The organism is Oceanimonas smirnovii ATCC BAA-899, from assembly GCF_000381965.1.
Lineage (GTDB): Bacteria > Pseudomonadota > Gammaproteobacteria > Enterobacterales > Aeromonadaceae > Oceanimonas > Oceanimonas smirnovii.
This window is the reverse complement of sequence record NZ_KB908465.1, coordinates 39018-63136: the sequence shown is the minus strand read 5'-3', so window position 1 is coordinate 63136 and position 24119 is coordinate 39018. Positions and strand designations below refer to the sequence as shown.

23 protein-coding genes and 1 tRNA gene are annotated in these 24119 nt (G+C 57.9%); 10 read left to right on the top strand and 14 right to left on the bottom strand.

Annotated elements, in window-relative coordinates; translation table 11 throughout:
- Positions 1 to 17: 17 nt before the first annotated feature.
- Complete coding sequence (locus tag G364_RS0112490) at positions 18 to 518, bottom strand: lactoylglutathione lyase family protein (RefSeq protein ID WP_019935487.1); 501 nt, start codon at positions 516 to 518, stop codon at positions 18 to 20.
- 95 nt (positions 519 to 613) lie between these two features.
- Here G364_RS0112490 and G364_RS0112485 point away from each other — a divergent pair, with 95 nt between their 5' ends.
- The 3 genes from G364_RS0112485 (at position 614) to G364_RS0112475 (ending at position 2267) form a co-directional block, all read left to right on the top strand.
- Positions 614 to 1501 (top strand): LysR family transcriptional regulator, encoded by an 888-nt coding sequence (locus G364_RS0112485; protein WP_019935486.1) that lies wholly within the window; start codon positions 614 to 616, stop codon positions 1499 to 1501.
- Positions 1501 to 1971 carry an HIT family protein gene (locus G364_RS0112480; RefSeq protein ID WP_019935485.1) on the top strand — a complete coding sequence of 157 codons (471 nt, stop codon included), beginning with the start codon at positions 1501 to 1503 and terminating at the stop codon, positions 1969 to 1971. Before G364_RS0112485 ends, G364_RS0112480 begins: the two co-directional genes overlap by 1 nt.
- Before the next feature lie 68 nt (positions 1972 to 2039).
- Positions 2040 to 2267, top strand: coding sequence for a hypothetical protein (locus tag G364_RS0112475; protein ID WP_019935484.1), 228 nt, complete (start codon positions 2040 to 2042; stop codon positions 2265 to 2267).
- Between the two features lie 14 nt (positions 2268 to 2281).
- Here the strand turns inward: G364_RS0112475 and G364_RS0112470 are convergent, their stop codons facing one another.
- The 7 genes from G364_RS0112470 to hinT all read right to left on the bottom strand — a co-directional run bounded on the left by G364_RS0112470 (position 2282) and on the right by hinT (position 7644).
- Positions 2282 to 2776, bottom strand: coding sequence for a TIGR00645 family protein (locus tag G364_RS0112470; RefSeq protein ID WP_019935483.1), 495 nt, complete (start codon positions 2774 to 2776; stop codon positions 2282 to 2284).
- Positions 2777 to 2784: 8 nt separating this feature from the next.
- Complete coding sequence (gene cobO, locus G364_RS0112465; RefSeq protein ID WP_019935482.1) at positions 2785 to 3402, bottom strand: cob(I)yrinic acid a,c-diamide adenosyltransferase; 618 nt, start codon at positions 3400 to 3402, stop codon at positions 2785 to 2787.
- Positions 3403 to 3414: 12 nt separating this feature from the next.
- A complete protein-coding gene (locus G364_RS0112460; RefSeq protein WP_019935481.1) occupies positions 3415 to 4707 on the bottom strand; it encodes an NAD(P)/FAD-dependent oxidoreductase in 1293 nt (430 codons plus the stop codon).
- 143 nt (positions 4708 to 4850) lie between these two features.
- Positions 4851 to 5840: a beta-N-acetylhexosaminidase gene (gene nagZ, locus G364_RS0112455; protein WP_019935480.1), complete on the bottom strand. Its 990-nt coding sequence runs from the start codon at positions 5838 to 5840 to the stop codon at positions 4851 to 4853.
- Positions 5841 to 5882: 42 nt separating this feature from the next.
- Entirely contained in the window at positions 5883 to 6692 is an 810-nt protein-coding gene (locus G364_RS0112450; RefSeq protein ID WP_083928720.1) for a choline kinase family protein, read from the bottom strand.
- Positions 6682 to 7284 (bottom strand): hypothetical protein, encoded by a 603-nt coding sequence (locus G364_RS0112445; RefSeq protein WP_019935478.1) that lies wholly within the window; start codon positions 7282 to 7284, stop codon positions 6682 to 6684. The genes G364_RS0112450 and G364_RS0112445 overlap by 11 nt, the downstream gene beginning before the upstream one ends.
- Before the next feature lie 9 nt (positions 7285 to 7293).
- On the bottom strand, positions 7294 to 7644 hold the full coding sequence (hinT, locus tag G364_RS0112440) for a purine nucleoside phosphoramidase (protein WP_019935477.1): 351 nt from the start codon (positions 7642 to 7644) through the stop codon (positions 7294 to 7296).
- Positions 7645 to 7852: 208 nt separating this feature from the next.
- Here hinT and G364_RS0112435 point away from each other — a divergent pair.
- Together G364_RS0112435 and G364_RS0112430 are read left to right on the top strand one after the other, a co-directional pair.
- Positions 7853 to 7929 (top strand) — tRNA-Pro (locus tag G364_RS0112435).
- Positions 7930 to 8077: 148 nt separating this feature from the next.
- Positions 8078 to 8470 (top strand): hypothetical protein, encoded by a 393-nt coding sequence (locus G364_RS0112430; protein ID WP_019935476.1) that lies wholly within the window; start codon positions 8078 to 8080, stop codon positions 8468 to 8470.
- Here the strand turns inward: G364_RS0112430 and G364_RS0112425 are convergent.
- The 3 genes from G364_RS0112425 to tamA form a co-directional block, all read right to left on the bottom strand.
- Positions 8467 to 10299, bottom strand: a complete 1833-nt coding sequence (locus G364_RS0112425) for a PglL family O-oligosaccharyltransferase (RefSeq protein WP_245541428.1) — start codon at positions 10297 to 10299, stop codon at positions 8467 to 8469. The two genes, G364_RS0112430 and G364_RS0112425, sit on opposite strands and share 4 nt — an antisense overlap.
- Positions 10300 to 10486: 187 nt before the next feature.
- Positions 10487 to 14176 carry an autotransporter assembly complex protein TamB gene (gene tamB, locus G364_RS0112415; protein WP_026344888.1) on the bottom strand — a complete coding sequence of 1230 codons (3690 nt, stop codon included), beginning with the start codon at positions 14174 to 14176 and terminating at the stop codon, positions 10487 to 10489.
- Positions 14173 to 15888: an autotransporter assembly complex protein TamA gene (tamA, locus tag G364_RS0112410; RefSeq protein WP_156816508.1), complete on the bottom strand. Its 1716-nt coding sequence runs from the start codon at positions 15886 to 15888 to the stop codon at positions 14173 to 14175. Before tamA ends, tamB begins: the two co-directional genes overlap by 4 nt.
- Positions 15889 to 15991: 103 nt before the next feature.
- Here tamA and mobB point away from each other — a divergent pair, with 103 nt between their 5' ends.
- Positions 15992 to 16537: a molybdopterin-guanine dinucleotide biosynthesis protein B gene (gene mobB / locus G364_RS0112405; protein WP_026344886.1), complete on the top strand. Its 546-nt coding sequence runs from the start codon at positions 15992 to 15994 to the stop codon at positions 16535 to 16537.
- On the opposite strand, the gene G364_RS16560 is transcribed toward mobB, so the two are convergent.
- Positions 16488 to 17039 (bottom strand): peptide-methionine (S)-S-oxide reductase MsrA, encoded by a 552-nt coding sequence (locus tag G364_RS16560; RefSeq protein WP_019935471.1) that lies wholly within the window; start codon positions 17037 to 17039, stop codon positions 16488 to 16490. The genes mobB and G364_RS16560 overlap by 50 nt on opposite strands.
- Before the next feature lie 164 nt (positions 17040 to 17203).
- Between G364_RS16560 and G364_RS0112395 the strand changes: the two genes are divergently transcribed.
- A complete protein-coding gene (locus G364_RS0112395; protein ID WP_019935470.1) occupies positions 17204 to 20308 on the top strand; it encodes a transglycosylase domain-containing protein in 3105 nt (1034 codons plus the stop codon).
- Here the strand turns inward: G364_RS0112395 and G364_RS0112390 are convergent, their stop codons facing one another.
- Entirely contained in the window at positions 20309 to 21310 is a 1002-nt protein-coding gene (locus tag G364_RS0112390) for a metal-dependent hydrolase (RefSeq protein WP_019935469.1), read from the bottom strand.
- Positions 21311 to 21389: 79 nt separating this feature from the next.
- Here G364_RS0112390 and cobT point away from each other — a divergent pair, with 79 nt between their 5' ends.
- The 3 genes from cobT to G364_RS0112375 are packed head-to-tail and all read left to right on the top strand — an operon-like array spanning position 21390 to position 23769.
- Complete coding sequence (gene cobT / locus G364_RS0112385; protein ID WP_019935468.1) at positions 21390 to 22442, top strand: nicotinate-nucleotide--dimethylbenzimidazole phosphoribosyltransferase; 1053 nt, start codon at positions 21390 to 21392, stop codon at positions 22440 to 22442.
- Entirely contained in the window at positions 22439 to 23203 is a 765-nt protein-coding gene (gene cobS, locus G364_RS0112380) for an adenosylcobinamide-GDP ribazoletransferase (protein ID WP_019935467.1), read from the top strand. Before cobT ends, cobS begins: the two co-directional genes overlap by 4 nt.
- A complete protein-coding gene (locus G364_RS0112375) occupies positions 23200 to 23769 on the top strand; it encodes a histidine phosphatase family protein (RefSeq protein ID WP_019935466.1) in 570 nt (189 codons plus the stop codon). The genes cobS and G364_RS0112375 overlap by 4 nt, the downstream gene beginning before the upstream one ends.
- On the opposite strand, the gene G364_RS0112370 is transcribed toward G364_RS0112375, so the two are convergent.
- The gene (locus tag G364_RS0112370) at positions 23726 to 24118 is read right to left on the bottom strand and encodes a septal ring lytic transglycosylase RlpA family protein (RefSeq protein WP_026344885.1); all 393 of its coding nucleotides are present in this window, start codon (positions 24116 to 24118) and stop codon (positions 23726 to 23728) included. The two genes, G364_RS0112375 and G364_RS0112370, sit on opposite strands and share 44 nt — an antisense overlap.
- Position 24119 lies beyond the last annotated feature (1 nt).

Sequence of the window (24119 nt, the reverse complement as noted above, 5' to 3'; positions counted from 1 at the left end):
ATTCCGGCCTGTTTTGCTTAATAAGCCCCTTCGCTGTAGATCAGCTCGTAGCTGTGGCTGTAAATCTCCAGAATGTTGCCAAACGGATCTTCCATATAAATCATGCGGTAGGGCTTTTTGCCCGGATAGTAGTAGCGCGGTTTAGCCATGCGCGCCTTGCCGCCGGCAGCCACAATGCGCTCGGCCAGGCCTTCCACGTCCGGATCCTGCACACAGAAGTGAAACACACCGGTTTTCCAATATTCAAAGTTGTTGTCAGGATTTTGCTGGCCTTCAAACTGGAACAGCTCTACCCCTACCCGATCGCCGGTAGACAAATGGGCAATACGGAATCGACCCCAGTTCGGGCCGAACACATCGCTACACATCTCCCCGATGGGGCTGTCGTCTTCCACTATCTCGGTGGGCTTCATAATCAGATACCAGCCCATCACCTCGGTGTAGAACGCCACCGCCTTGTCGAGATCCGGCACCGAAATGCCAATATGGGAGAAATTTCTCGGATATACCTTGCTCATCACGCTCACCTCTTGTGTTGTGGTTGAGATAAGCTTACGCCGATGTTTTAATCATTAAAAATTATCGTTTTTTATCATTGTGAGTAATTTTTGAAATGATCAATCCGGTGTGGCTGCGCAGTTTCTGTACCCTGGTGGAAGTGGGCCACTTCACCCGCACCGCCGAGCGGCTACACATGACTCAGTCGGGGGTGAGCCAGCAGGTGCGCAAACTGGAAGTGCATTTTGGCGTGCCGCTGCTGGTGCGCCAGGGCAAGGGCTTTACCCTCACCGATGCCGGTGAGCGGCTGTATGCCGGGTCCCGGCATATTCTGCAGTCGCTGGCAGGACTGGAGCAGCAGGTAGGGCAGGACGACCCCTGTGCAGGGCTGGTGCGGGTGATGTCGCCGGGCAGCGTAGGCCTCAAGCTCTATCCCCGTCTGCTGGCGCTGCAGCACCGGCACCGGGAGCTGGTTATCGATTACCGCTTTGCTCCCAACGCCAGTGTGGAGCAGGCCGTGGCCGGTAATGCGGTGGATCTGGGGCTGATGACCCGGCCTTCTTCTCATGAGGCGGTACAGTGCCGGGCCATGGCCGTAGAAGCCCTGTTGCTGGTCACGCCGGCTGCCGTGGCCGAGCCGGACTGGACCACCCTGCTTGAACTGGGTTTTATTGATCATCCCGATGCGGCGCACCACGCTGCCCTGCTGCTGGGGGCCAACTATGGCGAGTTTGAGCATGTGGGGCAGTTTAACAAGAGCGGCTTTTCCAACCAGATCGGGCTTATTCTGACGCCGGTCAGCATGGGGCTGGGCTTTACCGTGCTGCCGGCCCATGCGGTGGCGGCCTTTTCACAACCTGGGCGGATTAAAGCCCATGCCCTGCCTCATCCGGTCAGCGAAACCATTTATGCGGCCACCCATCGCCATAAACCGGCTCCCAGCCGGGTAAAGACAGTGATGCAGGTGGCCGACACCCTGTTAACCCAACCCAAGGAGTTATAATGAGCTGCATTTTCTGCGATATCGTTGCCGGCAAGGCACCCTGCCATAAAGTATGGGAAGACGACGAACATCTGGCGTTCTTATCTATTTTTCCCAATACCAAAGGCTTTACCGTGGTGATCCCCAAGGCCCATCACCCCAGCTATGCCTTTGATGCCCCTGATGAGGTGCTGAGCAAGCTGATTATCGCCACCAAAAAAGTGGCCAGGCTGCTGGATCAATCCTTTGATGATGTGGCCCGTACCGGCCTGTTTTTTGAAGGTTATGGCGTGGATCATCTGCACAGCAAACTGTTTCCCATGCATGGCACCGGCAGCAGTTCGGCGTTTCAGGCCATAGAGTCGGTGCGGGAAAAGTACTTTGAGCAATATGAAGGGTATTTGTCTTCTCACGACAGCCACAGGGCCAACGACGACGAACTCGCGGCTCTGGCCACGCATATTCGCAGTGTGGCAAAAACCATCGGCTGATCTGCATCAAGCTCATACCGGCTGCTGTGTACTAGGCTGTAAGGTAACAGCCAGATGCAGGAGCCGGTATGACCGACAAACGATTAATCAGAGTGCTGAAAACTGCCATGATCATTGGTGTTTGCCTGATCCTGACAGGCATATATCTGCATAACAGTCATTATATGGAGCAGCTTGGTATCACCGGTATTCTGATCAGCGCCGGCTGTGTAGCCTTTGGCATGATCCTGTCTCTGCCCACCAAAATGTACCTCACCTTTGTGCTGATGAAGCGGGAAAATAGCCGCTCATCCTGAGCGGCAGATGATATTTACTTGTCTTTGCGGGTTAATTTATCGAGATATCCCATGGCAAAAGCAGACAGCACAAACGTAATATGAATAAGCAGATACCACTGTATTTTATCGTTGGCAATATTTTCGGTATTCATAAACACCTTCAGCAGATGAATAGATGAAATAGCTACGATAGAAGCTGCGACTTTATTCTTGAGCGATCCTGCGTCCAGCTTTCCCAGCCAGCCCAGCTTGTCGTCGTCTTCATCCACATCAAGCTGTGACACGAAGTTTTCGTAGCCCGAAAACATCACCATGATGATTAATCCACCCACCAGGGTTATATCGATCAGCGACAAGGTCACCAGCACCAGGTCCACTTCTTTCATTTCCAGCACATTGGGCAGAATATGAAATATTTCCTGGAAAAATTTAATACCCAGAGCCAGTAACACCAGGCTCAGCCCCAGATAAATGGGGGCCATAATCCACCGGGAGGCATACATTAACTTTTCAAATAGTTTTTCCATGTTTACTCTCAGTAATCAAATCCTGCCTGTGCTTTTACGCCGGCTTCAAAGGCGTGCTTGACCGACTGCACCTCGCTGACCGTATCGGCCAGTTCAATAATGGCTCTGTGGCAGCCCCTGCCGGTGATCACCACATGCTGATGCGCAGGCCGGTTTTTTAACGCTGTCAGCACCCGGTCCAGATCAAGGTAGTGATAAGCCACCATATAGGTCAGCTCGTCCAGCAGCACTAGATCAATACCTGGGTCGGCCAGCATTTTTTCTGCCGGCTCCCAGGTTTGCTCACAGGCGGCTATATCCTGTTCCCGGTTCTGGGTTTCCCAGGTAAAGCCGGTGTTCATGACCACAAAGGGCACACCCGCCTGTTGCAGCAGATTGCGCTCACCGCAGTCCCAGCCACCTTTAATAAACTGTACCACGGCGGCTTTTTTGCCATGTCCTACGGCCCGCGCCACTGTGCCAAAGCCGGCAGTGCTCTTGCCCTTGCCGTTGCCGGTGATCACCATCAGCACACCCCGCTCGTCGGTGGCGGCGGCCACTTTGGCATCCACTGCTTCTTTTACTTTTTGCTGCCGTTGCTGATGGCGCTCGGCTTTTACTTGTTCGCGATGTTGCTCATTACTCATTAATCGGTTTCCTTAGTGCAGCTTCAGCCGTGGCCGCAAAAAACGGTTAATACGGCCCACCAGCATCATCAGGCCGGTGCGGGTGTAACCGTGCAAGGCAACCTGGTGCATACGATAAAGCGACACATACACAGTGCGGGCAATGCGGCCTTCTACCATCATGGAGCCGCGCATCAGGTTGCCCATCAGGGAGCCTACCGTGCTGTAACGGCTCAGGTTAACCAGAGAGCCGTGATCTTTATACACATAAGGCTTGAGCGGCTTGCCGTTCAGGCTGGCGATAATATTGTCATAGGCCAGGCTGGCCATCTGATGGGCAGACTGGGCCCGAGGCGGCACCGGCTTGCCGTCGGCCTGCAGGCAAAAGGCACAGTCACCAATCACAAAAATGCTGTCATCCCGGGTGGTTTGCAGGGTGTCTTTTACCGCCAGCTGATTGATGCGGTTGGTTTCCAGCCCGGCAATGTCTTTCATAAAGTCCGGCGCTTTAATGCCCGCGGCCCACACCATCAAATCGGCCGGGATCAGCTCGTCGGTTTTGGTTTTCAGCCCCTTGTTGGTGGCTTCCACCACCATGGTGCCCACTCTTACGTCCACCCCCAGCTCGCGCAGCTCTTTATGTGCCATGGCAGAAATACGCTCGGGCAGTGCCGGCAGAATGCGCGGGCCCGCTTCCACCAGGGTCAGCCGCAGGCAGTTGCGGTTCAGTTTTTTAAAGCCGTAGGCACTCAGGTGCTCCACCGCATTAAACAGCTCGGCAGACAGCTCCACCCCGGTGGCACCGCCGCCTACAATGGCAATATCCACTTTTTCATCCACGGTGTCGCTTTCGGCATATTGCAGAAAGCGGTTCATCAGCTCATCGTGAAAACGCTCTGCCTGCTGGGGGCTGTCGAGGAAAATACAGTGCTCGCTCACCCCTTTGGTGCCAAAGTCATTGGACACGGATCCCAGCGCCATCACCAGCGTGTCGTAATTCAGGGTGCGTTCCCCCACTACCTGCTTGCCGTGATCGTCATACAACGGAGCCAGCTTGATCAGCTTTGCGTCACGGTCAATATCGGTCAGTGTGCCCAGATGAAAACTGAAACCATGGTTATGAGCCTGAGAGCGATAGCTGAGGCCGTCCATACCGGTGTCCATGGCACCGGTGGCCACTTCGTGCAACAGGGGTTTCCACAAATGGGTACGGTTGCGGTCTACCAGAATCACTTCTGCCTTGCCCTTGCGGCCAAGCTGGCGGCCCAGTTTGGTCACCAGCTCCAGCCCGCCGGCACCGCCGCCCACTACTATGATGCGTTTCATTCGTTAACCTCGTGAAGATAAAAACCTGCTGCTATGCCAGAGCCATAGCGGAAGATTCTTACAGGTGACGCCCCGGCCGAGGCGTGCACCATTGTAAAAGCTGTCGCTGAATCCACAACTTTATTTTTACATAAAAATAACTATTACTGAATGCGCTGCAGCCGGTCGGTGGCCTCGCGCCAGCGCCGGCTGGAATAGAGGTGAGCAGGGCCGGCATTGTCTTTCTTGCGCAATGAAGACAGATCCCGCTGCAGCTGATGCGGCAGACTGTCAATAATGCTGATTGCTCCCGCCCGGTTGTTGCAGGCCAGCAGCAGATCGCAGCCCGCCGCCAGCGCCTGGGCGGCGCGCTCGGCATAGCCGCCGGCCACGGCAGCCCCTTCCATGGTGAGGTCGTCACTGAAAATGAGTCCGTTAAAACCAAGCTGACGGCGCAGTACCTGTTGCAGCCAGAACCCGGAAAAACCGGCAGGCTTGTCATTCACCTGTGCATAAATCACATGGGCCGGCATCACGCCCTGAATGGCACCTTGTGCAATCAGGGTTTTGAACGGCACCATGTCGGCCTGCTCTATGTCGGCAAGCGCGCGCTCGTCTACCGGGCTTTCTTTGTGGGAGTCGGCACGCACACTGCCATGGCCGGGAAAGTGCTTGGCCACCGCCGCCATACCGGCTTCTTTCATGCCGGCAATATAAGCCGCGGCATGTTCAATCACCGGTTGCGGATCCCGGCCAAAACTGCGATCCCCAATCACTTCGCTGCCCCGCTCCAGATCCAGCACGGGCGCAAAGCTGAGATCAATATCATGAGCCAGCAGCTCGGCGGCCATCACCCAGCCCGCATCCTGCAACACCTGCTGCCGCTGAGGTTCAGCCACCTGCACCAGTCTGCCCGGAGCCGGCAGCTTAAAAAAGCCGTCGCGAAAACGCTGCACCCGGCCGCCTTCATGATCCACGGTGAGCAGCAGACCGGGCTTTACCGCCCGAATGGCCTTGACCAGGGCGCTGAGCTGGTTGCGATCATGATAATTTCTGGCGAAAAATATCACCCCGCCCACACTGGGGTGGGCCAGCAGCTCACGCTCTTCGGCATCCAGCTCGCAGCCGTTTACATCAAGAAGAAAAGGTCCCATGTTTGCTCCGGGGCCGCCCTGCGGCCGTATTGAAATAACTTATTACAGAAAAAACATTAACTTGTTGCGGGCAGTCTGCACCCGGGCGGCATACTCCGCTTCGCCGGTATGCTGATGCTGCACCAGCGCCCACAGCAGGGTCAGCAAATGCACCCAGGGCAGCCGTGCCTGCAGCCTGCTCAGGCTCATGTTGCCGCCGGCAGCCTGATAGTGGGCCAGCATGACAGCGCACTCGTCATTATTCAGGTTTCTGTCGTCAGCAATCACTGCCAGCTCAAAGGCCGGATCTGCCAGCGCCGCATATTCCCAGTCCAGCAGCCAGGGCCGCTGCCCCATCAAATTGCCGGCGGTTAAATCACAATGACACAGCACAGGCGTAAAACGCGGGTTCAGTGCCGGACGACAAAAAGCACTCAGCACCGGCGTCAGCCAGTGTGGTATGTGTGTCAGTTGTTTTGTATAAAACCGCACCCGTTCGGATAATTCCAGGGCTGGCAGCGCCGGCGGAGCAAGACCATGCAGCCTTGCTGCTTGCCGCATCAGCACGCCGGTCGATCCGGGCTCAGTACGCCAGTCCGGCTCATTCAGCCAGTCCAGGATCAATATGCCCGCCTCAGGGTAGGCAAACCGAATGATCGGGGCCAGGCTGGCATTTGCCGCAATACGGTGGGCAGTCAGCTCATGATGGCGGTTAATGCCCAGCCGTGCTGGCTGTTCACACCCCAATCGCAACCAGAACTGTCCTTGCCCTGTGGCCAGATGAAAGCAGCGGTTGGTCAGTCCGCCTGTTAACGGAGTCAGCCTGCCGCGCCACCTGGCCGGCAGGCAAGGCAGCAGCGTCTCAGCGTCCACTGACGCTGTCGGACCACAGCACTTCGCCGCTGGCAAGCTCCATCAGCTGGGCCTGCAGTTTAAAGCCGCTGCCGGCCCGGTTCAGACTGCCGGAAAGCAGATAGCCGGCTCCGCTCTGCTTGCCAAGACGCACCAGCGAGGCAATGTCGGCGCGGCCGCTCTGATAAGCCAGCTGCTGACGCAAACTGTTTACTTCAGGGCCGGTAATAAAGTTAAGGGAGCCGCTCAGCTGCCCCTGCAGACGCTCGGTCAGGCCGCGGGTATCGACCGGGCTGCCGGCCTCATTACGAATATCGTCAAGCAAAACGGGGCCGGTGACTTCGTTAATGGCCGCACTGGCGCGCAGCCGGGCCGCCAGGTTATCTGCCAGCTGTTGCAGGGTGGCATTATTGGCTTCCGGCATGGGGGCCGGCGGCGGCGCTGGCAAGTCAATCACCGGCGGGGCCGGCGGCGGCGTCACCACCGGCGGGCGCACCGGCTCGGGCGTGGCCGGGGTGACCGGTGCCGGCTGGGACGAATAGGGGTTGGGCAACGAACAGGCAGTAAGCGCCAGCACGGCAGAGGCCAGCGTCGCAATACGAAAAGCAGTCATGTCAGCTCCTTATTGTGCCAGCATGGGCCCTAACGGGCGACCACCCAGCAGATGCATGTGAATATGATACACCTCCTGGCCACCATGGCGGTTACAATTTACCAGCAGACGATAACCGTCTTCGGCGATACCGGCATCAGCCGCCTGCTTGCGGGCCACGGTAAACAACCGGCCCAGTGCCTGCTCATGCTCGGCTGTCACGTCATTTACCGTCGGGATCACCGCATTGGGAATAATCAGAATATGGGTGGGTGCTTTGGGAGAAATATCGCGAAAGGCCGTGACCAACTCATCCTGATACAGAATATCGGCGGGAATTTCCTTGCGAATGATCTTGCTGAAAATGGTCTCTTCTGCCATTGCCTGTCTCCTTCAGTGGGTGGCCTGCCGGCCAATGCGGCAGAGCGGATATTATAGCCTGTCATACTCACAAGTGAATGACTAAGCCATTGATACTGAACGCCACAAACGTACAAATTAGCAGCAGTTAATCTGTTGACGCACGAATTCGTATTGACAGCACCGGGCAGCTTTCCTATTATGCGCTCCGTCATCACGAATGACGTCTCGGCGTGTAGCGCAGCCTGGTAGCGCACTGTCATGGGGTGTCAGGGGTCGGAGGTTCAAATCCTCTCACGCCGACCAAATCATCCTCAAAAAGCCCACCTTACGGTGGGCTTTTTGTATTGGTGAGTTTTATTCGCCAGCCTTTGTCCGGTGCCAGCAGCAACGGGATTCAGATCACCGTATTGTTATATACACTCTTGTGGTTACTTCCATTCAAGGAGTCGTTATGACAACACTCAGAAAAAAAACCATGGTACTGGCGCTGGCCGGCATACTCACTACCCAGCTGGCTGCCTGCGGCACCATTTTTTATCCGGAGCGCAAGGGCCAGCGCAGCGGCCGCATAGATCCTGTGGTGGCCATTGCTGATGGCGTGGGTCTGCTGTTCTTTCTGGTGCCGGGCGTAATTGCCTTTGCGGTGGACTTCTCCAACGGCACCATTTATCTGCCCGGCGGCCGTGCCGAGCATCAGCCCGAGTTGACTCCCGACAACATCAACGACACCCTCTATGCCGCCACCGGCAAAACCATCGACTGGTCGCAACAGAATATTACCGTCAGCCAGCTGGAAGGTGCACACGACTTTACCGGCTATAACATGACCCCGGCACAGGGCTAATAAGCGCCCCCGATGGCAGGGCGTAAATTGTCATACAAAGGCACAAAGTCATTCAGCCGGGCCCGGCTCATCCCCGTATTCAGCTGCTGCAGGTGAGTCAGGGCCCGGTTAATACTGCTTTCTCGCAACAGCACCACATTGGGATATAACCGTCTTGCTTCTGCCAGCACTAGCCCGGCCCGCTCCGGCTCTCCCGCCTGCATCAGTGCCAGATAGGCATTATAATAAATGCCCGCCCTCGGCGTGTGCTGTAAAAAACGCCTGGCCCAGCTGGCGTAATCCAGCAGCGCCTGCCGGTCAAAGGCCAGCATGGCTTGTTCAAGCCTCGCCTGATGCCGGTAAAACGCCGTTCTGTCATGCCAGATAAGCGGATTAATCACTCGCTCAAGCGCCGCCGGATCACGCTCCTTGGCATGAGCGTAGGCAGTGATTTGCTGGCTGGCGACAAGCCCGGTGGCCATAAACAACATCACCCCCAGCCCCCAGGCCCGCACCGGCCAGCGGCTCCAGGGAGGCGGTGCCGGCAGCATAACCCGTTTGCCGTGCCCGGCATCAATCACATATAACAACACCAGAATCATTAACCAGTGTGGCAGCGAGTGATAAACCGGAAACTCGGTCTGGCTGTGCACAAACACCGGCATCAGCATACCCACCCAGGCCAGCGCCTGCACAAAGGGCACCTGAGCCAGCAACCTTATCACCAGCCAAATCATGATAATCAGCCCCAGCACGGGTGCCAGTCCGCCTTCAATGGCCCAGAGCAAAAACTCATTGTGCGGGTGTCCCATTTCCGTAAACAGCGGCTGGGCACCCGGCGTGGCTTCCCGCCAGTCGGCATAGGTGCGGTAGAACGCCGACTCAAAACTGCCATAGCCATAACCGTCAAGGGGTTGTGCCAGCCACATGCGCAGGCCATGGGCATAAATATCAAAGCGGCCGTCTATCTGAGTGTAAATATTCAGGCTGCGTTTGCTCATATCGAACATATCCAGCCCGAATACACCAAGCGCAATGCCCAGCGGAATCAGCAACAGACTGGCCAGTAACCGCTTGGAGCGGGTGCGCAACAAACTTTGCCACAGCAACGGTAACAACAGTAACAACCCCAGCAAGAGGCCAAGCTGACCGGCCCGGGACTGCAGCAGCACTATCAGCATGGCCCCGGCGGCCAGCACAGCAGCAAACCAGCAGGATTTAAATAAAAACCGACGCCAGGGCGACTTGGCTTCGTTCAGCCACAAATACACCGCCAGTACCATGCCGGTCGCCACAAAGCTGGCCATGACATTGCGATGCTGAAAAATACCGTAAGGCGAGCGTACATCAGTGTTGTAGTTAAAAATATTACCGGGCTCCAGCACAAAAAACTGCACCAGCCCAAGCAGCATTTCCACACTGACGGCCAGCAGCAACCCATAGAGCAGCCAGCGCCGGCCGCGCTCATTAAAACGACATTGCTGCAACGCCAGATAAAACAGCAGGCCGCCGGTCAGCCCCAGCATGCGCGGCAGTGCCTGGCCTGCTACCGAGTTGTTATGCCAGTAAAAGAACGGCAGCCACAGCAACAGGCTGGCTGCCATGACTCCCAACCAGAAACGGCTGGTGAGCAAACGCCGCTGGTGCCAGTGCCACAGCCCCAGGGTGGTCATCAGCCCGACAAAGAGCCAGCCGGCAATATTAAAGGGCAGCTGCAGTCCGGTGCCAAACAGGTGGGGCAAATACAGGTGCATGCCAAACAGAGTCAGCACGCCCATGCACATCAGCATCAGGCGCGCCAGTTGCTCTTGTTTTTGCAATTGCACAGACATCATCAACGGAAAAGACACTCACAGCCGGTTGGCAATTTCAGATGCTCTACTTTAACCAAGACAATGCCAAAAAGCATGAGTACTGCATCAGCGCACCGGCAAAAACCGGCGCTGTATTTTAACCCCCTTCACAGCCTCCCCCTTGAAAAGGGGGAGAAGCAAACAAAGCTCCCTCCCCTTTTTAAGGGGAGGGTCAGGGGTGAGGTCAGAACTCGAACTTGTAAAACACATCAATCGCCTGACTCAGGCCGCTGGTGGCCTGCAGATACAACCGGGGGATCAGCTCATAACGCAGGCGCAGCTCACCAATGGAAGAAAACACTCCCACGCCATAACCAATTTGCAGGCCGGGCAGCACATAGGCACTGATATTCACCTCAGTGCTTTCACCGGAGCCGCTGGTATCTACCGCCACATCCTGAAAGCCCAGAGCCTCACCCACGCCTGTTACCAGGCCGCCTACCTTACCCACACCGGCACCCAGCAACAGTGACTGCACCAGGGCGTTACCGTCACTGCCGTCGCCGCCTTCCAGACCTCGGCCACGCAACAGCCAGGACAGCTGCTCGGCCTGAGGCATGCCTGGCTCCGAAAACACCTTCAGCTCGGGCTGAGCAGCATTACCGGTTACCCGCACGCCCACCACTATGCTGCTGTCTGACATGCTGGACGGATTACGAATGGCTTCCACTTTCAGGTTGGGCTGATCCAGTGGTCCGCTGAACAGAATACTGCCGTCACGGATCACCAGATTCTGGCCATAAGCCTTGAACTTGCCCTCTTCCAGACGGATCTCACCGTTACCACGCATAATCCGGCCCGGCGGCTGTACCACCCTGAGCTGACCGGCCAGTAACGTATTCAGGCCAAACGCCTGCAGCCGCACATTATCGCCAAAGCGCACGCTAAGCCGAATATCCAGCGGCAGTGCGGGGCCGGTTTCAGGAATCACGCCCGACGGCTGCACTATGACCACGTCGGACGATTTGGATACGGCGCTTTCCGGCAACTCTTTTACCTGAATACGTGCCCAGGGAATAAAGATTTCGCCGCGCACCCTGGCCTGCTCCCCCAGAGAAATCTGTAAATCCGGGCTGACTCTTACCCGCCCCATGCCCGGATAGCCGGCTTCCAGCTCATTACCTTTCAGCCGTATTTCGCCGTTAACCGGCATGGTGCTCCAGTCCAGCTCCCCCTCAATGGTGAGCGGCCCTTTACCCACCAGCAGGCGGCCGTCTATGGCGGCGCGGTTGCCCTGCACCGACAGCCGGGTGGTCAAATCGCGTACCACCACCATATCGGAATAGGTATCCACCTCACCACCGTTAAGCGCAATATCGCCATACATCATGGGGTTGCTCAGTGTACCGGCCAGCCGTACATCCCCTTCCAGTGCGCCTTCGAGCCTGGCCACCTCTGGCAGCAAGGGTGCGAGCCAGTTCAGCCTGAGGTCGGTAATGCGCAGATTTCCCTCCAGATTGCGGGCACCGTCCAGGCGGTTTACATTGGCATTGAGCCTAAGCTGGCCCAGTGGCTCTGAGTTAAAGCTAAGGTTGCTGATAAGCCGGTTATTCACCACTTCACTCTGTAACCGCAGCTGCTCATAGCCAAGGCGGGTATCTCCGCTGACAAACACACCCGCATTAGTGCCGATATCGGCATTGACCCGCGGTGCCTCGCCGGCTTTCCAGCTGGCATTCACCCGACCTTCCAGCACCGCTTCCCAGGCAAATCCTTCCGGAAAGAACGCCGCCAGCCGGGCCAGATCAAAGTCGCGAATGCTTAATCCGGCCCTGCCAGCCTGCGCACTGGCGTTAATTTCATCAAAGCACACGGCCGCATCAAGGGAGCGCCAGCAATGAGCAGCCGCAGTAAAACGGCCGTCATTATTACGCCAGGCCAGCGCCACCGGCACTGCCGCAGACCAGTCATCCAGCGGCGTGTTCAGCCCGGCCTGCTGCAGCTGGCCGCGCCAGCCGGCGTCGTTCAGGCTGCCACTCAGCGCCACATCCACCGCCAGCGGCTCACCGTCAGCAGTTACGCTAAGCCGGTGCGAGGCCTTATTACCGCCGGCATTTACCGCCAGATTGTTAAATGCCATGCCTCCGGCATTCAGCTCATTAACGGTCAGGGCCAGTTCACCGGCGGGATCATCACCCAGGGTTACATTGGCCTGCAAAGCAAGCTGGCTGACTTTGGCGTCGTTAAAGCCCGCCTGTTGACTGGTAAAGCTGGCCTTGATGCCGGGCGTTTTGCGCGGTCCGGTGACGGCAAAGTTACCGTTCACATTCCCAAACAGCCCGGGTGCATAAACAGCCAGTCTGGGCGCGTTCAGATTACCTTTCAGGTTCCAGTTGCTGTCGATGCGGCCGCTGGCTGTCAGGCGGTTATTGCCGTTGGTGAGGGCCAGATTATCAATCTCGCCTTCCAGATCCTGATTAAGATCCACGGCACCGGTAAGCGACAGCGGATGGTTGCGCAAAATGCCGGTCACATTCGGGCTGGCATTCAGCTGCCACTGGCTGCCTTCCAGCACAAAACGACTGGCAATGGTCCCGTTCAGCTGGCCTTCAAAGCCCTCGGCAAAAGCCGACGGATCCACTCCGTTCAGCACCAGATCACCCTGCCAGCGTACGCCTTTACTCCAGTCCAGCTCGCCGGAGAGACGGGTATTGCCCTCAGGCAAGGTCACAGTAAAGGGGTCAATGCGCGCCTGTTGTAAATTTCCGCCGGCTTCAAGGCTGAGCCCCAGCGACAACACTCCCGGGCCGCTGGCCGTGGTGTTAACGCTGAGCCGATAATCTTCCAGCGCGCCGGTAAGCTCCAGCCGGCCGTCATCCAGCTTCCATTCCGGCCCGGACAGGGGCCAGCCCAATTGTTGCCAGCTGAGCAGCACATTGAGCGGCAACTCGGGCTTAAGAGGTTCGGCCTTTACACTGGCACTGGCCGTTACCGGCCCTTCCAGCCTCAGTTCAGCGGCCAGGCTGGCCAGACTGTCGCTCAGGTCGAGAGACACCTTCTGGCCGTTAAGCTGGCCATCAAGCAGCGGCTCGTGCACGCTGGCATTCAGCGCTGCTGTCAGCGGGTAGTCTCCGCTCAGGGTTACATCGGCAGTAAGGCTGACATCAGCAAACGCATGGGCCAGCTCAAGCTGCGCCAGCCGCACCACACTGCCCTCGCCTTGCAGTGCCACCGCCAGCCGGCGAAACGCCTGGGTCTGGCCGTTTTGCACGATGGCGCTGTCGGTTAATTCCAGCTGTTCAATATTCACCGGGAACGGCAACACAATTTCCGGCAGTTCAATCTCCTGACGAGGCGCAGCCGGTGATGTGGCTGTGTCCGTATTATCAGGCGCTGTCATTTCAATGCGCAGGCCGCTCATTTGCGGGCCTGTGATCACCATGCCGTCGTTATTCCAGTGGGCCGCCACTTTCAGGCTTTGCCAGCCAATCTGCTGACCGGGTAAGGTAATGCTGACCCTGTCGGCAACCACCTCATCCAAATCGATGGTCAGCGGCGGGCTCAGGCTGGTCATGGGCTCACTCTCGGGCGCGGGCTCACTTTCCGCCAAATCCCGGATTTCCACTGCTATATCAGCCGCTGCCAGCCGCCGCACCCAGAAACGACCGTCCAGCACCTTGCCCAGCTGCCAGTCCAGACGGATCTCACTGGCCCGAAAAGCCAGTGAGTCCTGCTCATAGGCCAGCTCGGAAAAATGCCAGCCGCTCATCAACTGGCCAGACTCCATGGTGCCCTGCAATCCGGGCACCTGCTTTTTGGCCAGACTCCACAGCCATTGGTTACCCGCATGCGTCAGTAATAACCCGGCCAGCAGCATCAGCAGCACGCACAGTGTAATAAACAGCCCGAGCAGCAGCTTTTTCAGTCGCATCATAATTCCGGTCCAAGAGTAAAGTGCAGACGCCAGGGCGTGTCTTCTTCAGTCACGGCAAACGCCAGATCCAGCCGCACCGGCCCTACCGGCGTCAGCCAGCGCACGCCCAGGCCGGTGCCGATTTTCCAGTCGTCACGGTAATCGTTGGTGGCGGTACCGCCATCCACAAAGGTGGCCAGCCGCCACTTGGGGGCAAACCGGTAGTCATATTCCAGGCTGAGTGCAGTGGCGTACTTGGCCCCCAGCCGGTCACCGTTGGCATCGACAGGAGTAATAGACTGATAGCTGTAGCCGCGCACCGTGGTATCACCACCGGTAAAAAAGCGCAGCGAAGGCGGCAGATCCTGCACCTCATCCACCCACACAGCTCCCTGCTCGGCCCGCGCCAGCACGCGATGATCTTCTGTCAGGGTTCTCAGCCATTTGCTGCGTCCCCAAACACGCACAAAACGGGTATCCGACCCCCACCAGGGCTCGGAAAGCTCAAAAGTCACGCTTTGGCTGTCACCCCAATAAGGGTCCAGATCGCCACGAACCCGCGTGCGGCTGTAGCTGATGCCGGGGATCAGCAAAAAGCTGGAGTCTTCCTGCTTGCCCTGGGTATAAGACTCATACTCGGCACGCAGAAACACGTCCCGGGTCCAGTCATTTTCATCAATGTTCCAGCGGTGCACACCGGCCACCAGACGATCACTTTCGGTGTCATCCTGATCCAGACGCTGATAGCCGCCCTGAATGGTGTAATACTCTTCCAGCGGATGGCCACGGGGGATCTTATAAACCAGGGTCACATCTTGTGAGGGGGCTGATATTTTCAGGTTGGTACTCAGACTGTGGCCCAGACTGTTGATCCAGGGCTTTTCCCAGTTAACCGAGGCTCTGGGGCCTTCGTCGGTAGAATAGCCAAGGCCCAGCTCCACTTCGTTATCGGCGCGGGCTTTCAGCAGCACAGACACAGGCACTCTGTTTTCGTCGTCGGCCTCCGACACCCGGGGCAGCACTTCTACCTGCTTGAAGTAACGGGTAGAAGACAAGGAGCGGCTCAGCTCTGCCAGTTGTGTCGCGTGATAGGGATCACCGGGATGAATGTTCACCAGCGGCTTCACCAGCCGATCAGCGGGCCTGTCCGAGTCTATTTGCAGCTCGCCAAAGTAATAACGGGGGCCGGAATTAAAATCAAGGATCACATCGGCCGCCTTGTCCCAGGGCCTCACCCGCACCTGACTCAGCTGATAAGCCGCATCAAAATATCCCCGGCGTAATGCCAGGCTCAGCAGGCTGCCTTTGGCCTGCTCATAGCGATTATGGTGCAGCACATCGCCTTCTTTAATGGCAAAGTTCTGCTGCAGCTTGGCAAACGCCGGATCCTGCTGAGCGTCTCCGTTCAGCGTCACGGTCAGCGTGCTGATGCGCACCGGCTCGCCGGCATTCACCTGCACGGTTACCCTGTCAGGATTGTCAGGGCTCTGCTGCAGCGCGATCTCCGGGTTGTAATAGCCCAGGGCCTGCAGACTGTCGGTCACGGCGGTGATAATTTCATTACGAAAACGGGACAGCTGTTCAACCTTGATGGCTGGCAGCTGATTCAGATAAATCTGCGTGTTGTCTTTCAGCTCACCGTCCAGGCCGCGCAAACGCAGATCAATGTCGTCGGCTCTAGCCGGCATACTGAGCAGCATCAGCGCGGTCAGTCCGGTAAATAATGCGTTCATGGCGCCACCCGCTTTATTATTCATTAATGATTGATCCTGTGCATCGGCGTAGTGCTCTGAGCATGGCACACTGTGCGCTGACTCAATTTCTTCGGAGTATAAAATGTCTTTCGCTTCAACAAGCTGCCCCATGCTGGGCATTGCCGGGTTCAGCGGCAGCGGAAAAACCACGCTGCTGAAAGCGGTGCTGCCATTGTTAACAGAGCAGGGGCTCAACCTGGCTCTGATCAAACACACCCATCACGATGTAGAGCAGGATAGCCCGGGTAAAGACAGCTATGAACTGCGCCACGCCGGTGCCGCTCAGACCTTGCTGGCCGGCCCCAGGCGCAGCATTCTCACACAGGAATATCCGGCCGGTAACGAGCCGTCGTTGCAGCAGTCACTGGCTCAGCTGCACAAGCCCGGGCTGGATTTAATCCTGGTTGAAGGCTTTCGGGATGAGCCCTTTACCAAGCTGGAAATCCATCGCCCTGCTCATGGCAAACCCCTGCTGTGCCGGCATGATCCACATATTCTTGCCGTGGCTACCGACAGCAGCGCCGTCAGCGCGCCCGTGCCCCTGCTTGCGCTTAATCAGCCCCGCCACATTGCCGATGTCATTCTTCAGTGGCTGGCGGAAGATCGCTTAACAAGGGTTGCATGCTAATTTTGGTGCCGTTCGAGTAGCCACACACCTGACGATAGGCGAAATACAGCAAGGGGTGCTGCTGCGCAAAGGCATGATGCCTGGGCTCTGCCGGCTCAAACCGGCCCACCGGTAAAATGCGTACTGCCAGTGGCTGATTTTGCTCCAGCAACAATCGGGCCCTGCTTTGTCTCGCCCACTTTAACTGTAATGAGCCCTGTACAAAGATGGCCGGGCTGTATTCCTGACCACGATCACAAAACTGTCCCTTCGCGTCCCGGCTGTCTACCGCCTGCCAGTACAGATTGAGCAAGTCACCATAGGTCAGCTTGCTTTGATCATAGGTCACCCGCACCACCTGCCGCCGGGGCTGACGAATATCACCCTGCATCCAGCCGGGTTCAACACCGGCAATGCCGGGCCGGCCACTGAACAGGGCTTCCATGACCCAAAAGCTGCCGCCGGCAAACACGGCTGTGCCTGCCTGTGCACCGGCAGCAGGCACCAGCAGCATGATCAACATTAAAATCCGGTTCACGCAGTCCCTTTCCGCTGCCTCAAAGCCCCTATGCTAACCGATTGAAACCATTTGAAAACCCCGCATTGTGTGGTGGTAATGAACAAACCTTGGTAGTGCAGCTAAACTGTATAAATAAGAACCCCTGAAAGGGGGCGCAGAGGCAGATTATGGATGTGATACCGCACACCAAACCCGCTCAGGACCGGCCGAAGGATCAGCCGTCCGCGGGCAGCTCCGCTACCCAACGCCGCTGGCGCTGGCTGTTCAGGTTATTGATATTCATGCTGCTGGCAGCGCTGGCGGCGGCGGTTGCTTACGAACTGCACACGTCACGGCTGCAAAGCCGCGAGCTGTCCCGCTATGCCGCCACCCTCACCTGGCAGCTGGCACCGGGACCAAGTTCCGCCGTTACCTTTCCTCATGCCGGCCCCTTTAATGAGCGCCTGGGATACACTCAGCTGCCCGAGCTGATTAACCGCCTGCAGCAGCAACATTTTGTAGTAGAACAGCAAACCCGTTTTTCCAACGCTCTGCTCAACTACAGCAAGCGTGGCTTTTATGTGCCCTATACCGAAAAAACCCATGCCGGACTGACCCTGGGTGACTGCCGGGCAGAGCCGATTTATGAGCACGCCTATCCTGCCTATCAGTTCGCGAACTTTGATGAGATAGCGCCACAGATTATTAATACCCTGCTGTTTATTGAAAACCGTGCCCTGCTCGACAACAGCCAGCCGCTGGCTAACCCGGCGGTTGACTGGCCGCGCTTTATGAAAGCGGCCCTGTCGCAGGTAGGCAGAGCCATGGAGCTGCAGGACGATTCATCCGGCGGCAGTACCCTGGCTACCCAAATTGAAAAATACCGGCATTCACCGGGCGGGCTGACTCACTCGGCTCAGGAAAAACTGCGCCAGATGGTCTCGGCCAGTGTGCGCGCCTATCAGATGGGGCCGGAAACCCTGGCCGCCCGCAAACAAGTGGCACTGGCTTATCTGAACTCGGTGCCACTGGCCGCGGCACCGGGCCATGGTGAAGTGCATGGTTTGGGTGACGGCCTGTGGATCTGGTTCAATACCAGCCCTGAGCAGGTTAACAGGCTGCTGAACCCGGCCACCGGTGCCGGCTTTACTCTGGCAGAGCGCGGGCTTGCCCTGCGTCGGGTGGTGGCCCTGATGGTGGCGCACCGCCGGCCGTCTTATTATTTGTTTGCCGGCCGTAACGAGCTGGAAGCCACGACCGACAGTTATTTACGACTGCAGGCAGACGCCGGGCTGATTGCACCGGCGCTGCGCGATGCCGCCCTTGAGCAACGGCTGCAGTTTCGTAATTTCACCACAGAGCCGGTGCAACACAGAGTGGAAGGCAATAAACTGCTGTATGCCTCCCGGGGGCGGCTGGCCGGATTGCTGGGGCTTGGCTATTACCAGCTGGACCGGCTTGATCTGAGCGCGCAAACCACCCTCAATGCCGAGCTGCAGCAAAAGGTCAGTCACTATTTAACCTCGCTGGCCAATCCGGACACAGCCCGGGAAATTGGCCTTTATGGCGAGCGTTTGCTGTCTCCGGAAAAAACCGGTGACGTGCGTTACAGCTTTACCCTGTTTGAACGCACCGAGCACAGCTTTAATGTGCGCGTGCAAACCGACAACACCGGCCAGCCCTTTGATATTAACGACAGCAGCAAACTGGAGCTGGGCTCCACCGCCAAGCTCAGGGTGCTGACCACCTATCTGCAAATGGTGGCAGACATGCACCGGCTGCACGGCAACAAAACCCTGCCGGCCCTGAAAGAGCTGGCACCGCACAAAAACGACCGGCTCAGCCACTGGGCCATTGACTATTTAATGCGCCATCCTGAGCGCAACCTTGAACATATGCTGGCCGACGCGCTTGAGCGGCGCTTTTCTGCCAGCCCCCACGAGCGCTTTTTTACCGGTGGCGGCCTGCATACCTTTGCCAACTTCCGCAAAGAAGATAATTACCGCCGCCCCACACTGACCGAAGCCCTGCGGGAGTCCATTAACCTGCCCTTTATTCGCCTGATGCATGAGCTGGTGCGCCACTCGCTGTATCAGGATGAACAAAGGGCCAGTCTGCTCACCGACGACAAAGATCCGCAACGGCTTATCTATTTACGCCAGTTTGCCGACAAGGAAGGCACGGTATTTTTGCGCCGGTTCTGGAATAAATATCAGGGCAAACCCACTGAGCAACAACTGGCGGCATTTTTTGACAGTGTGCGCCCTCTGCGCAGCCGCATGGCCGCGGCACACCGCTATTTGTTGCCGGAAGCCAGTCTGGCGCAGTTCAGCACCTTTATGCGAGAGCGCCTGCCTTATGATCACAAGCTCACCAGCAGCCATATTGAAAAACTCTATGATCAGCACGGGCCCGGTGCCTGGAGCCTGCCTGATCAGGGTTATATTGCCCGCAAACATCCGCTGGAGCTGTGGCTGCTGAGCTATTTGCGCCAGCACCCGGACGCCACCTTTACCGATGTGGTCAATGCCAGTGCCGAACAACGCCAGGAAGTGTATGGCTGGCTGTTTAAAACCCGCCACCGCAGCGCCCGTGACAGCCGCATGCGCACCATGCTGGAAATTGAAGTATTTACTGATATTCACGAGCGCTGGCAGCAGGTAGGCTTTCCGTTTGATCAGCTGGTGCCTTCGCTGGCCACCGCCATTGGCAGCTCCGGCGACCGGCCTGCCGCCCTGGCAGAGCTGATTGGCATTATTCTCAACGACGGGGTGCGCCTGCCGGTAGTACGCATTAACTCACTGCACTTTGCCAGTAACACTCCCTATGAAGTGCATCTGGGCCCGGATATGCAGCGCGCCACACGAGTCATGCCGGTGGCAGTGGCCCGGGCGCTGCGCGGAGCACTTTCTCAGGTGGTGGAAGGCGGCACGGCACGCCGGCTGCAGGGCAGCTTCAGCCTGAATGACGGCACGCCGCTGGTGCTGGGCGGCAAAACCGGCACCGGCGATAACCGCATAGAAACCGTTACCCGCTATGGTCAGGTGATAAAATCTCAGGCCCGCAACCGCACCGCCACCTTTGTGTTTTATCTGGGCGAGCGCCACTTTGGTACCCTCACCGCCTATGTGCCCGGCGAGCAGGCCGATAATTTCCGCTTTACCTCGGCCCTGCCGGTGCAGGTGCTGAAAGGCATGGAGCCGATATTACGTCCCTATCTGCAGCCCGGTGCCCAGACCCTGTGCCACCAGCAGTTTGCCGCCAGCGAAAGCACACCACGCAACGACGGCTGACTACCGGCTTACCGCGCTAAACGACGGCATAATGGGCTGACCCAGGGTGCGCCGCCACAACCAGGCAAACTGTGTGCGGCTGTGGCCCTCACTGAACTGGCGGGGCTGACTCAGGGTCTGCCAGCGGCCGCTGCTGTCTTGCTCGGCCACCGTAAAATTAAACACATATCCCGGCTCCTGCCCCATACGCAGATCGGTGATCACCAGCTCATTGTGCCGCTCACTCAGGCGGAAAAACCCCTTGGTAAACCAGATCATGCGCGCCACATAAGGCTGATGCTGCCACTCGCCCAGCAAGGCGGCATCGGTGGGCTGAAACACAAAAGGCGTGGGCTCGTCATCCAGCAAAGACACATGCCCCTCCCAATACCCGTTTTCTGTCATGGCCAGCACCCGCCACAGCACCGTATTCAGCGGGGCCGGCGTGACCAGCAGGCGCTCGGCGCGAATGCCTTGTTCCGCCAGCAGCGCCCCGGCCCTGTGCTCTGCCATGCCCTGAGCCACCAGACTCCAGCCCAGATACACAGTGCTGAGCAGCAAACCAAGCTGATTGGCCCGCAAACGGCGGCGGCGCAGGGCAAACCACAACCCCACCAGCAGCGGCAGGGTATACAGGGGATCAATAATAAACACACTGCCGGCCCCGAAAGGATAATCGGTAAACGGCTGCCCCAGCTGAGTGCCATATACGGTCATAAAATCAATCAGCACATGGGTCATGAATATCAGCCAGATGGCCAGAGTCCAGGGCAGCCAGCCCCCACGCCGGCCCAGCAGCCAGCCAAACAAGGGGGCGCACAGAGTCAGGTATAACAAGGCATGGCTGGCGCCTCTGTGCTTGGTCATATTGCTGATGGGATCACCATAATCAATGATCACATCCAGATCGGGCAGGGTACCGAAAAAGACCCCCGCCAGTGCTGCCTTGCCCACGCCCGAGCGACGCCCCATTGCCGCCACACCCACAGCGGCACCCAGTGCCATTTGAGAAACCGAGTCCATAATGCCTCACGCTAAAAAGTCAGCTTTCACTCTACAATCTGATAGCATGTGAGTCCTTGATTGTTAAGTACTCATCGCCATGTCACATTCAGACCCGATTACTTTGCCCGCCATTGCCCCCGTTGCCAATCCGGTGTTACAGCAGCAGCTTCAGCACAAGACTAACAGCAAAACCAAGCCGCCGGGATCTTTGGGCTTACTGGAAAGTCTGGCCATACAGCTGGGGCTGATTCAGCAAACCACCTCGCCCGCCATTATTCAGCCGCAGGTGCTGGTGTTTGCCGCCGATCACGGCCTGACCGCCGAAGGTATCTCGGCCTTTCCGGCGAAAGTCACTCCGCAAATGGTGCATAACTTTTTGCAGGGCGGCGCGGCCATTAATGTGTTTGCCAGGCAGCACCAACTGACACTGCAGGTAGTGGACGCCGGCGTGAATGCCGACTTTGCCCCTCACCCGCAACTGATTGACCGCAAAATTCGCAAAGGCACCCAAAACAGCCGGCATCAGCCCGCCATGACCATGGCAGAATGCTGTAAAGCCCTGCACACCGGTATGGCGCTGGTGCGTGACCTGCCCGGCAACCTGCTGCTGGTGGGTGAAATGGGCATAGGCAACACCTCGGCTGCCAGCCTGTTGCTGGCACGACTGGGCAACTTGCCGGTAGCGGACTGCACCGGCCGCGGCACCGGACTTGACGATCAGGGTCTTAACCATAAAACCCGCGTATTGCAGGCCGTGCTGGAACACCACAGTGATGCCAATACGCCCCTGCAGGCACTGGCGGCACTGGGCGGGCTGGAAATTGCCATGATGACAGGTGCGCTGATCCAGGCCGCCAGCGAACGGCGCATTTTGCTGATGGACGGTTTTATTGCCGGTGTGGCGCTGCTGGTGGCAGAGCAACTGGCACCGGGCACCCGCAACTATGCGGTATTCGGCCATGGCTCTGCCGAGCCCGGCCACCGCCAGCTGCTGCGGTTACTAAAAGCAGAGCCGCTGCTGCAGCTGAACATGCGCCTGGGCGAAGGCAGCGGTGCCGCCCTGGCCTATCCGCTGCTGCAATCGGCCTGTGCTTATCTCAACGACATGGCCAGCTTTGCCGATGCCGGCATCAGCGGAGCCGGCGCATGAGGCACGAACTCACCCTGCTGCTGGTGGCCACCCAGTTTTTAACCCGGCTGCCCCTGCCCGCACTCACGCACTTTAACCCCGACTGGCTGCACCAGAGCAGCCGGCATTTTCCGGCAGTGGGGCTATTGGTGGGTGCGCTCAGTGCCCTTATTTACTGGCCGGCGCAACTGGTATTCGGGCCTCTGCCTGCTGCCGTGCTGGCCACGGCGTTCAGCATTTATATCACCGGTGCCTTTCATGAAGACGGCCTGGCCGACACCTGCGACGGCCTGGGCGGCGGGCTCACTAAAGAGCGAGCGCTCACTATCATGAAAGACTCGCGCCTGGGCACCTTTGGTACCCTTGGGCTGGTGCTGGCGCTGCTGCTTAAAATTACCCTGCTGGCCAGCCTTAATCCGGCACTGGCCATGACGGCACTGGTGCTGGCCCATGGCGGTTCACGGCTGGCCTGTATCAGTTTGATTACACTGTTGCCTTATGGCGGCGATGTGGAGCACGCCAAAGCCAAACCCATGGCCCAGCAGCTCACGCCCTTTCAATGGGGGCTGGCCAGTCTCTGGCTGCTGCCGCCACTGTGGTGGTTTGGCCCTCAGTTAAGTCATATGCAACTTTTGCTGGCGGGCCTGCTGGCGGTAGCCACAACAGCCTATATGCACCGGTTGTTAAAGCGCCGGCTCGGCGGCTATACCGGAGACGGCCTGGGAGCCACTCAGCAACTGGCAGAAATCGCCATTTATGCCGGCCTGGCAGCCTGGTTATGACGCTGTATATATGGCGTCATCCCAAACCGGTAAAGGTACAGGGACTTTGCCTGGGGCACACCGATGCTCCCGTGCAGGCCCGCAAACTGCGCCGGCTGGCCAATCAAATCCAAGGGTTTGCCCGCAAAAACCGGCTGCCAAACATGATTTACACCAGCCCGCTGCAGCGCGCCGCCGGCGTGGGCCGGTTGCTGGCACAACAAGGCTGGCAATGGCAAGTAACACCGGCACTGGCAGAAATACACTTTGGCAGCTGGGACGGACGCCCCTGGAGTGACATAAGCAAAGAAGAAATAGACGCCTGGTGCGCCGACTTTGCCGGCTTTGCCCCGCGTGGCGGCGAAAGCCTGCAACAACTGTTTGCCCGGGCAAAAAGCTGGCTTGACCAATTACCCCCAGAGCCTGTGCTGGCGGTGGGCCATGCAGGCTGGATTAATGCCGCCCGCCTGATTGCCAACGGACAGGCAGCACCCGCGCAGCCCGCACACTGGCCCAGATCCGTGGACTACCGGCAGCGAGTGGTTATTTCAGAATTTCCAGCCGCACCGGCACTACACCGGCCCTGATCATGCCCACTTCACGGGCGGCCTGCTCGGACAAGTCAATCACCCGGCCGCGGGCATAAGGCCCTCTGTCGTTAATGCGCACCACAACCACCTGGTTATTACGCAGGTTGGTCACCTTGACCCGGGTGCCAAAAGGCAAGGTTTTATGGGCAGCAGTAAGGTCATTTTTATTAAACCGCTCGCCGCTGGCCGTTTTGCGGCCATGGTGGCGGGCACCATAAAAAGAGGCTTTGCCTTCACCCAGCAGCAAACCCTGCTCAGACGGCGGCGCACTGGCCCCTGTCTGAGAGCCACAGGCAGACACTCCCAACAACAACACCACACAACAACAGCGCAAAAATAAACGCATA

What these genes read in the sequence shown, in the direction of transcription:
- G364_RS0112490 (WP_019935487.1), bottom strand. Translation starts at nt 518, where the DNA reads ATGAGCAAGGTATATCCGAGAAATTTCTCCCATATTGGCATTTCGGTG.
- G364_RS0112485 (WP_019935486.1), top strand. Translation starts at nt 614, where the DNA reads ATGATCAATCCGGTGTGGCTGCGCAGTTTCTGTACCCTGGTGGAAGTG.
- G364_RS0112480 (WP_019935485.1), top strand. Translation starts at nt 1,501, where the DNA reads ATGAGCTGCATTTTCTGCGATATCGTTGCCGGCAAGGCACCCTGCCAT.
- G364_RS0112475 (WP_019935484.1), top strand. Translation starts at nt 2,040, where the DNA reads ATGACCGACAAACGATTAATCAGAGTGCTGAAAACTGCCATGATCATT.
- G364_RS0112470 (WP_019935483.1), bottom strand. Translation starts at nt 2,776, where the DNA reads ATGGAAAAACTATTTGAAAAGTTAATGTATGCCTCCCGGTGGATTATG.
- cobO (WP_019935482.1), bottom strand. Translation starts at nt 3,402, where the DNA reads ATGAGTAATGAGCAACATCGCGAACAAGTAAAAGCCGAGCGCCATCAG.
- G364_RS0112460 (WP_019935481.1), bottom strand. Translation starts at nt 4,707, where the DNA reads ATGAAACGCATCATAGTAGTGGGCGGCGGTGCCGGCGGGCTGGAGCTG.
- nagZ (WP_019935480.1), bottom strand. Translation starts at nt 5,840, where the DNA reads ATGGGACCTTTTCTTCTTGATGTAAACGGCTGCGAGCTGGATGCCGAA.
- G364_RS0112445 (WP_019935478.1), bottom strand. Translation starts at nt 7,284, where the DNA reads ATGACTGCTTTTCGTATTGCGACGCTGGCCTCTGCCGTGCTGGCGCTT.
- hinT (WP_019935477.1), bottom strand. Translation starts at nt 7,644, where the DNA reads ATGGCAGAAGAGACCATTTTCAGCAAGATCATTCGCAAGGAAATTCCC.
- G364_RS0112430 (WP_019935476.1), top strand. Translation starts at nt 8,078, where the DNA reads ATGACAACACTCAGAAAAAAAACCATGGTACTGGCGCTGGCCGGCATA.
- tamB (WP_026344888.1), bottom strand. Translation starts at nt 14,176, where the DNA reads ATGATGCGACTGAAAAAGCTGCTGCTCGGGCTGTTTATTACACTGTGC.
- tamA (WP_156816508.1), bottom strand. Translation starts at nt 15,888, where the DNA reads ATGAACGCATTATTTACCGGACTGACCGCGCTGATGCTGCTCAGTATG.
- mobB (WP_026344886.1), top strand. Translation starts at nt 15,992, where the DNA reads ATGTCTTTCGCTTCAACAAGCTGCCCCATGCTGGGCATTGCCGGGTTC.
- G364_RS16560 (WP_019935471.1), bottom strand. Translation starts at nt 17,039, where the DNA reads ATGTTGATCATGCTGCTGGTGCCTGCTGCCGGTGCACAGGCAGGCACA.
- G364_RS0112395 (WP_019935470.1), top strand. Translation starts at nt 17,204, where the DNA reads ATGGATGTGATACCGCACACCAAACCCGCTCAGGACCGGCCGAAGGAT.
- G364_RS0112390 (WP_019935469.1), bottom strand. Translation starts at nt 21,310, where the DNA reads ATGGACTCGGTTTCTCAAATGGCACTGGGTGCCGCTGTGGGTGTGGCG.
- cobT (WP_019935468.1), top strand. Translation starts at nt 21,390, where the DNA reads ATGTCACATTCAGACCCGATTACTTTGCCCGCCATTGCCCCCGTTGCC.
- cobS (WP_019935467.1), top strand. Translation starts at nt 22,439, where the DNA reads ATGAGGCACGAACTCACCCTGCTGCTGGTGGCCACCCAGTTTTTAACC.
- G364_RS0112375 (WP_019935466.1), top strand. Translation starts at nt 23,200, where the DNA reads ATGACGCTGTATATATGGCGTCATCCCAAACCGGTAAAGGTACAGGGA.
- G364_RS0112370 (WP_026344885.1), bottom strand. Translation starts at nt 24,118, where the DNA reads ATGCGTTTATTTTTGCGCTGTTGTTGTGTGGTGTTGTTGTTGGGAGTG.